Raw genomic sequence first — 6948 nt, 5'->3', positions numbered from 1 at the left:
GAAGGGCTATGGTTAAAGTGAAAAACAAAGCAAGGCGACAGTGTTTGCAGTAGATCACAGATGAAATAGATTTTCTATTGCATAATCTGGGCAATGTCGTTAAGTTAAGTTGTATCTTTTTGAGGATTAAACATCTGTAAAAGCAAAATACTGCTTTACTTCCATCATGGATTCCAACCTACGTTGGAATGACAAGCAGAAAGCATTGTGTTTTGGTTATTTTGTCATTCCGTTGAAGAACGGAATCCACCATTAACAAATTTTAAATCAATAGTTTAAATTCTTAACTTAACGACATTGATAATCTGGGTTTAATCTATTTCCTTTTGGTAATATGTAGTAGCGTCCTTAATTAGGAGATCCATATAATCGTTTTCAGATTGCAAACGTGTTTTGTCCCAACCCAAATACTCTACAAAATCTTTTTGTACTAATTCTCTGTACTTATATACACTATAGATGTCAAAATACAATCTTCCTGTTCTTCTTACAAAAAAATCTGCAATACCATTTGCCATTTCATAATGTATACAATACCATAGTTCTGCCCTGATTAATCGGTATGCGATTTCTGTATCCAAAAAACTGTTCATTTTATGAATAATAATATCAGCTTGTTTGCCATAGGTTGATGTTAAATACCAACCACAATGTGGATCTTTTATCCCTAGTTCATTAAGTTTTTTGGTTATTTGATTCAAATATGATTTTACAGCTTTAGTATCTGCCAATGGCGAACTGGTTAGAGGTATTTTTTCGGTATAGGGCTTAGAAAACCTATCTTTTCTTTTATCACTCATGGTTTTAATTACCACATCTAATGTTCTTTGTGCCATTTTACGATATCCGGTAAGTTTTCCTCCTGCAATAGAAATGAGTCCTGATTTTGAAACAAAAATTTCATCTTTCCTGGATAGTTCTGATGGGTTTTTACCATCTTCATGAATAAGAGGGCGCAATCCTGCCCAATTAGACTCTATATCTTTTTGTGTAAGATGTAAACCAGTAAACATGTGGTTTACTGCAGTAAGCAAATACTCTGCATCTTTTTGCAAAGCTACCACCCTGTTCAAATTAGCATTATAGTTTGTATCTGTAGTACCTACATACGTTGCCCTACCTCTGGGTATAGCAAAAATCATTCTTCCGTCTGGTACATCAAAATAAACAGATTGTGTAAGAGGAAATCGTTCTCTGGAAAAAACAAGGTGTACTCCTTTGGTTAGGCGCAAATGTTTGTTGTTAACAGAATGGTCTTTTTCTCTTAAAAGATCTGCCCATGGCCCTGTTGCCGAAACATAATTTCTGGCTCTAACAGTAAAACTTTTGTTGGTGTTATGATCCAGACATTGTAAGCTTTTGATTTTACCATCCGGATCGTAATTAAAAGAAGTCATTTCGCAATAATTAATACTATTTGCACCAAAAGAAGCTGCTTTTTTTAGTAGTTCGATAGTAAGTCGGGCATCATCTGTTCTGTACTCTGCATAGTAACCACCTCCTGTAAGCCCTTGTTTGTTAAGCAAAGGTTCTTTATCCAGAGTTTCTTGCGCAGAAAGCATTTTTCTTTTATCATCTCCTTCTACATTAGCCAAAAAATCATAGACCTTTAAGCCAATGGATGCCATGATTTTACCATAAGTTCCTCCTTCAATTAATGGTAATAACATTTTTTCGGGTACTACAAGATGTGGCGCTAGTTTATGAACCAAAGCTCTTTCACTTCCGGATTCTTTTACCAGACCAATTTCCATTTGTTTAAGATATCGAAGCCCGCCATGAATAAGCTTTGTGGATTTATTACTGGTTCCCGATGCAAAATCATTTTTTTCTATAAGGCAAACTTTTAACCCTCTTGAGGATGCATCCAAAGCAATTCCTGCACCGGTAACTCCTCCTCCTATAACTATCAGGTCAAATTTGTTGTCAATAGCATTTTGTAGTTGAACATCCCGATCCAAAACAGAAAAACGTATACTATCGCTTTTTTGGGTAGCAAGCACATTTTTATTCATAGAACAGTTATTAGATAGTTGTAACTTTCTCGATATTTTATGCAACATAAACCCTAATTGAAACAGGTATGGTTGTAATTTATTACTTAAAAGTTATATGTTGAATATATAATTTAATTTGGAGCAAAACATGCGTTAATTAGTAGACTCTCTTATAATTAAAGATGTTTTTACAACCTCTGTTTTTGCCTTGTAATTTTCGTCTGGATTATCTAATCGGTCAATTAAAATCTGAACTGTCTTTGCCCCTAAGTCCTCTGCATGTTGGGAGACCGTAGTAAGTTTTGGATAGGTATGTCTGGACAATAACCCATCTGTAAACCCTACTACAGAAATATCTTCAGGAATCTTGCGCCCTAACTTATGAGACATATTTATACTTATAGCTGCAGCGGTTTCGTCTAAACCAAGAACGCCATCTATGTCATTATTTTTGATGAATTTTTCTATTTCTGCCTCAAAGTTATCCGAATCCTTAACCGATAGTTCTATTTTTGAAACCTGATTGTTTTTTGTCGCAGCCTCTCTTGCTCCTTCAAATCGTAATTTTGCTACACTCAAGTTACTAATCGTGGTAATTATTGCTATTTTTTTACATCCTGTTTGCACCAGATACTCAAATGCATTTTTAGAAGCCTCTTTATCATCTACAATAACTTTATCACAATCAATCTCATCACTAACCCTGTCAAACAAAACAACAGGTACATGATCTCTTTTTAAAACTTGAAAATGATCCAGTTTATTAATTATCTGGGTTTCTCTACTTAAAGCTACAATAAAACCGTCTACGCTGCTATAGTTTAGCATTTCTATATATCCCACCTCTTTATCATAAGATTCGTTGGTTATACATGTCACAATTTTATATCCGCTTTTTGAAGCTTCTTTTTCTATCCCAAATAATACTTTTGCAAAAAAGTGATTTAAAATTTCGGGTAGGATAATCCCTATAGTTTTAGTCTTATTATTTTTTAAGCTTACTGCCAGAGCATTTGGTTTATAATTATAAAAAGCTGCTAGTTCGTGTACACGGGTAATTGTTTTTTGACTAATCTCTGAATCGTTTTTTAAAGATTTAGAAACTGTAGAAATAGATAAATTTAATTCTCTTGCAAGCTGTTTAAGTGTGACTTTTTTCCTCATAACCTCAATTTTTTCAAATCCCCGTAGTTTTTTAAGGAATTTGGTCCTAAATTAAGCTTTTTTCTTAATGTAATATTACTTGTATTATTAGTTTATAATGTCGCCCCTGTATTTTTAGTAAAAAAATAATTCGTTTATTAATACGGGTTTTTTATCTTACCTATCTTTATTTTTTTAGCCCTTTTATTAAGGAATAAATAATTTGTAATGTAAGTATTTGTATAATATTCACGACATATATAAAATATGTCAGTAACTCAAAAAAAAAATATGTCAAAAACATACTATGACCCTGCCGACTTAAGAAAATTTGGAAAAATAACAGAATGGAGCGAAGAATTAGGTGCTAAATTCTTTGACTATTATGGTAAAGTTTTTGAAGAAGGTGCTTTAAGTGCCAGAGAAAAATCATTAATCGCCTTAGCCGTTTCGCATGTAGTAAAATGCCCTTACTGTATTGATGCTTATACCAAAGACGGGCTGCAAAAAGGAATCACAAAAGAAGAAATGATGGAAGCTGTGCATGTTGGTGCTGCTATAGAAAGTGGTGCTACGTTAGTACATGGTGTACAAATGATGAATAAATACGAAAAACTTTCGATGTAATCGTACAACGTAGTTTTTTGTACATAAAGTCGCTCACATTTCTCGTCCTAAAATAAACTGAAATGTATCGAAAAGAAAGAGTTTTATTTCTTTTCAAATTAATTAGATAACCCAAGAAAAGAAGATGCCAGAAACAAAACAATCTTTACATAAACGAAACGACCAATTAGCAAATGTAAACAGGCAGTTAGAGATTTTAAATAATGGAATCTTTGCTAATGGTGAACTCCCTAAATTTGCAGATAAAATTGCAGAAATAGGACACTCTCCTTTACGTCCTAACACATTAGAAATCCTTCAAATAAATGTTGGATATATGTGCAATCAGGTTTGCGAACATTGCCATGTAGATGCTGGTCCCGATCGTAAAGAGATTATGACAAAAGAGACTATGCTACAATGTCTGGAGGTTATTAAAAAAACAGGAGCACATACTCTGGATTTAACAGGTGGAGCGCCAGAAATGAACCCCAATTTTAGATGGTTTGTAGAAGAAGCTAGTAAAGCCGGAATCAAAGATTTTATCGTTCGTAGTAATCTAACTATAATAAGAGCGAACAAAAAGTATTACGATCTTCCTGATTTCTTTAAAAAACATAATGTACATGTGGTTTCTTCTATGCCACATTGGACCAGAGGAAAAACAGATAAACAAAGGGGTGATGGTGTTTTTGATGCATCTATAAAAGCACTACAAGAGCTTAATGATAGAGGGTACGGTATGCCTGATAGTGATTTAAGACTCGATTTAGTATATAACCCTTCCGGAGCATTTTTACCAGGAGATCAGGTGGCTATGGAAAAAGATTTTAAAAAAGCACTACTCGAAGATTTTAATATTCAATTTCATAATCTTTTTGCTATTACCAACTTGCCTATTAGTCGGTTTTTAGATTACTTAATTGCTTCCGAAAATTATGAAGATTATATGTATGCCCTTGTAGAGGCATACAATCCATCGGCAGTAGCAAATGTAATGTGTACCAATACCATATCTGTAAGCTGGGATGGTTGGCTGTATGATTGTGATTTTAACCAAATGCTAGATCTTAAAGTAGCCAGTAAAGTAAAGCACATAAGCGAGTATAACGAAGAGTTGCTTCAAAACCGAAACATTATTATCTCACAACATTGCTATGGCTGTACTGCAGGTGCAGGAAGTAGCTGCCAGGGAACCGTTGCTTAACTAATTATAAGAATCCGGATGAAAATTTTTACCCTTCTGATTACATTACTTTATATTACTACTGCAAGTGGTCAAAATTCATTAGATGATCTTTTAAAAAAGTATAATACCCATAGTATACCATACATTTCTGTTTCAGAACTGCAAAAAATTAAGGATACGGTATTTGTTTTGGATGCCAGAGAAAAAAAAGAATATCAAATAAGCCATCTACAAGATGCTATTCATGTTGGGTATACCAATTTTAAGATCGATTCTGTTATAAAACAAAATATTCCCAAAGATTCTCCTATTGTTGTGTATTGTAGCTTAGGGATTCGGTCTGAAGATGTTTCAGAAAAACTTAAAAAAGCTGGATATACCAAGGTTTATAACTTATACGGTGGCATTTTTGAATGGAAAAACCAAAATTATTCTGTAATAAACCCTAAAAACGAAGAAACAGATGAGGTACATACGTACTCAAAAGAATGGGGTATCTGGCTACATAAAGGAATAAAAATATATACGAATTGAAAGAAAAAAATCTACTCTTAATATTTACCCGAAATCCGGAACTTGGTAAATGCAAAACCCGATTAGCAGATACTATTGGGGAAGAAGCTGCATTACATATTTATATATTCTTGTTACAACATACAGTTGCGATAACCAAGGATATAAACGTTAAAAAAGAAGTGCATTATTCTGTACAAATCAGAGATAATGACTTATGGAACCCCAATATTTATTCTAAAAAACAACAATATGGAGATGATTTAGGACAAAGAATGGAATATGCTTTTGCAAAAGGGTTTGAACAAGGATATGAAAATATCATTATTATAGGCAGTGATATGTATGATCTTAGCCAAAAAGATATTGAAAATGCATTTCTTGCTTTAGATACCCATGAGTATGTTATTGGTCCTGCAGAAGACGGAGGATACTATTTGTTTGGAATGAAATCCTTAAATTCACAAGTATTTAAAAATAAAGCCTGGGGAACAGAAACTGTTCTTAAAGACACCTTAAAAGATATTAAAGAAAAAAACCTAAAAGTATTAGAAGAGCGCAATGATATTGATTATTATGAGGACATTAAAGACATTGCCGTTTTTCAGAAATTTATAGACCAATACCATAAATCATGACCAAATTTATCGAAGAAACCACAGAATTCCTTCAAAAAAGAGGATTCGAAAACCCGGAAGTAGGAATCATACTAGGAACAGGATTAGGACAATTGATCGATGAAATCGAAATTATTAACGAAGTAAGCTATAATCACATTCCTAATTTTCCGACCGCAACAGTAGAGTTTCATAAGGGGAAATTAATATACGGAAAACTAGAAGGTAAAAACGTTATTATCATGCAAGGGCGTTTTCATTTATATGAAGGATATACCCTGCAAGATGTAACCTATCCTGTTAGAATCATGGAAAAACTGGGCATTAAAACATTACTGGTTTCTAATGCATCCGGGGCGATTAACTTACATTTTAAAAAGGGAGAGTTAATGCTTATCGACGACCATATTAATTTACAAGGAGGTTCTCCTTTGGCTTTTAAAGGCGTAGAAAAACTGGGTAGCCGTTTTACAGACATGAGCGCACCTTATCATCGGGATATTAACTCTAAAATCGAATCTATTGCCAAAAATAATAATATTACCCTTCATAAAGGAGTATATGCCTCTGTAGTAGGGCCACAATTAGAAACCCGTGCAGAATATCGATATCTTAAAACCATAGGAGCCGATGCTGTAGGAATGAGCACAGTACCAGAGGTAATCGTAGCTAACCATTTAGAGTTACCTGTTGCTGCTGTATCTGTACTAACCGATGAGTGTGATCCCGATAACCTAAAACCGGTTAATATTAATGAGATCATAGCAATGGCAGAAAAAGCAGAACCAAACATGATTTTATTATTTAAAGAACTAATAAAATCTTTATAATAATACCCATAAACATTATATGGTTTTTTACCATAAAAACATACTAAATTTAT

7 protein-coding genes are annotated in these 6948 nt (G+C 33.5%); 5 read left to right on the top strand and 2 right to left on the bottom strand.

What is annotated here, in order from left to right; all coding sequences use genetic code 11:
- Nucleotides 1-311: 311 nt before the first annotated feature.
- On the bottom strand, nt 312-2015 hold the full coding sequence (locus ACZIYX_RS08740; protein WP_462681833.1) for a glycerol-3-phosphate dehydrogenase/oxidase: 1704 nt from the start codon (nt 2013-2015) through the stop codon (nt 312-314).
- Nucleotides 2016-2150: 135 nt separating this feature from the next.
- Nucleotides 2151-3161, bottom strand: coding sequence for a LacI family DNA-binding transcriptional regulator (locus tag ACZIYX_RS08735; protein WP_462681832.1), 1011 nt, complete (start codon nt 3159-3161; stop codon nt 2151-2153).
- A gap of 270 nt (nt 3162-3431) precedes the next feature.
- Here ACZIYX_RS08735 and ACZIYX_RS08730 point away from each other — a divergent pair, with 270 nt between their 5' ends.
- The 5 genes from ACZIYX_RS08730 (at nt 3432) to ACZIYX_RS08710 (ending at nt 6895) form a co-directional block, all read left to right on the top strand.
- Complete coding sequence (locus tag ACZIYX_RS08730; protein WP_462681831.1) at nt 3432-3767, top strand: arsenosugar biosynthesis-associated peroxidase-like protein; 336 nt, start codon at nt 3432-3434, stop codon at nt 3765-3767.
- Nucleotides 3768-3891: 124 nt separating this feature from the next.
- Complete coding sequence (gene arsS, locus ACZIYX_RS08725) at nt 3892-4953, top strand: arsenosugar biosynthesis radical SAM (seleno)protein ArsS (protein WP_462681830.1); 1062 nt, start codon at nt 3892-3894, stop codon at nt 4951-4953.
- An 18-nt stretch (nt 4954-4971) separates the two neighbouring features.
- Entirely contained in the window at nt 4972-5469 is a 498-nt protein-coding gene (locus ACZIYX_RS08720; RefSeq protein ID WP_462681829.1) for a rhodanese-like domain-containing protein, read from the top strand.
- On the top strand, nt 5466-6086 hold the full coding sequence (locus tag ACZIYX_RS08715) for a TIGR04282 family arsenosugar biosynthesis glycosyltransferase (protein ID WP_462681828.1): 621 nt from the start codon (nt 5466-5468) through the stop codon (nt 6084-6086). Before ACZIYX_RS08720 ends, ACZIYX_RS08715 begins: the two co-directional genes overlap by 4 nt.
- A complete protein-coding gene (locus tag ACZIYX_RS08710; protein ID WP_462681827.1) occupies nt 6083-6895 on the top strand; it encodes a purine-nucleoside phosphorylase in 813 nt (270 codons plus the stop codon). The genes ACZIYX_RS08715 and ACZIYX_RS08710 overlap by 4 nt, the downstream gene beginning before the upstream one ends.
- Nucleotides 6896-6948 lie beyond the last annotated feature (53 nt).

This window comes from Aquimarina sp. (assembly GCF_977115655.1).
Note: the sequence above shows the minus strand (reverse complement) of the source record. Positions and strands in the feature narration are given on the sequence as shown.